The organism is Arthrobacter sp. B2a2-09, assembly GCF_027587375.1.
Classification (GTDB): Bacteria; Actinomycetota; Actinomycetes; order Actinomycetales; family Micrococcaceae; genus Arthrobacter.
The window spans coordinates 1-1,943 of the sequence record NZ_JAMXIC010000062.1 but is presented as its reverse complement, the minus strand read 5'-3'; the positions used below and the strand labels follow the sequence as shown (position 1 = coordinate 1,943).

Below are 1,943 nucleotides of genomic sequence, written 5' to 3'. Positions count from 1 at the left end.
GAACCAATCAAGGAGAAACCATGACTATCGACAGTGAAACTCAAGCCGTAGTAGGGGTGGCGCACCCTCTTGATCCGCTTTCCCGCGCGGAGATCTCCCGGGCGGTCTCTATCCTTAAGGATGGCCCGGCTGCGGCGGAGTCGTTCCGCTTCGGCAGCGTTGAGCTGCGCGAGCCCTCCAAGGAGGACCTGCGCAACGGTACCGTACCGGCACGCGAGGCGGACGCGGTCCTGATCGACCGTAACGGGGGAACTGCCTACGAAGCGATCGTCAATCTTGACTCGGGCATCGTCACGGCGTGGACGCGGCTGGCTACCGGTATCCAGCCGCCGTTCATGCTGGACGAGTTCGATGAGTGCGAGGTCAACTGCAAAAAGGACCCGCGCGTGATCGAGGCCCTTGCCGCCCGTGGCCTGACCGATCTGGACCTGGTCTGCTTTGAACCCTGGTCCGTGGGCTGGTTCGGCGAAGACGCCGAGGGACGGCGCCTGATGCGCGCCCTGGTCTTCGTCCGGCAGGATCCTGATGACAGCCCCTACGCGCACCCGATCGAGAACCTCGTCGTGATCTACGACCTGTCCTCGGGCACGGTCGCCAGGATCGAGGACAACGAGTCCATCCCGGTACCGGCGGCCTCCGGCAACTACCTGCCCAAGTACGTCGGGCCGGCCCGCACCGACCTGAAGCCCATTTCCATCACCCAGCCCGAAGGTGCTTCCTTCCAGGTGACCGGAAACCACGTCCAGTGGGCCGACTGGTCCTTCCGTGTCGGTTTCACGCCCCGGGAAGGCCTGGTCCTGCACCAGCTCCGCTTCCGTGACAAAGACACCGAACGGCCCGTCATCAACAGGGCCTCGCTGGCCGAGATGGTCGTCCCCTACGGTGACCCCGCCCCCGTGCAGGCAAAGAAGAACGCCTTCGACTCCGGTGAATACAACATCGGCAACATGGCCAACTCCCTCACCCTGGGCTGCGACTGCCTCGGCGAGATCCAATACTTCGACGGCATCACGACCGACAGCCACGGCAACCCGCTGACCATCGAGAACGCCATCTGCATGCACGAGGAAGACGACAGCATCCTGTGGAAGCACTTCGACTTCCGTGAGGGCACCGCCGAAACCCGCCGCAGCCGCAAGCTCGTGATCTCCTTTATCGCCACCGTCGCCAACTACGAATACGCCTTCTACTGGCACCTGTTCCTTGACGGCAGCATCGAGTTCCTGGTCAAGGCCACCGGCATCCTGTCAACGGCCGCCCAGCACCCGAACGAGAAAACCCCGTACGGTCAGGCGTTGAACAACGACGGACTCTACGGACCCATCCACCAGCACATCTTCAACGTCAGGATGGACTTCGAAGTAGACGGCCCGCTGAACGCCGTCTACGAGGTGGACACCGAAATCCCCGCCGACAACCCCACCTACACCGCTTTCAAGGCGGTCGATCGGCTGCTGGAAACCGAACAGGCAGCCATCCGCAAGGCCGACAGCTCCAAGCACCGCTTCTGGAAGGTCGTCAACCACGGCAGCAAGAACCTGGTGAACGAGCCGGTGGCCTACCGCCTCATCCCCACCAACGCCATCACCCTGGCCGCGGACGACAAGGCACACGTCAGCCAGCGCGCGCAGTTCGCCCGCAACAACCTCTGGGTCACCCCGTACGACCGGGCAGAACGCTTCCCGGCCGGCGAGTACCCCAACCAGAGCACCGGCAGCGACGGCCTGCACAAATGGACCCAGGCGGACCGCAACATCGTCGATGAAGACCTCGTAGTCTGGTACACCTTCGGCATGCACCACGTCGTCCGCCTCGAAGACTGGCCCGTCATGCCCCGCCAGAACATCGGATTCATGCTCGAACCCCACGGCTTCTTCAACCAGAACCCCACCCTGAACCTGCCCGCCTCGGACACGGCCTCCGCCGACACCGGGCACTGCAGC

1 protein-coding gene is annotated in these 1,943 nt (G+C 63.7%); it reads left to right on the top strand.

The window, feature by feature from the left end:
* Positions 1–20: 20 nt before the first annotated feature.
* Positions 21–1,943 (top strand): primary-amine oxidase (locus tag NFJ07_RS25485; protein WP_269998889.1); only part of this gene is annotated, 1,923 nt, incomplete at its 3' end.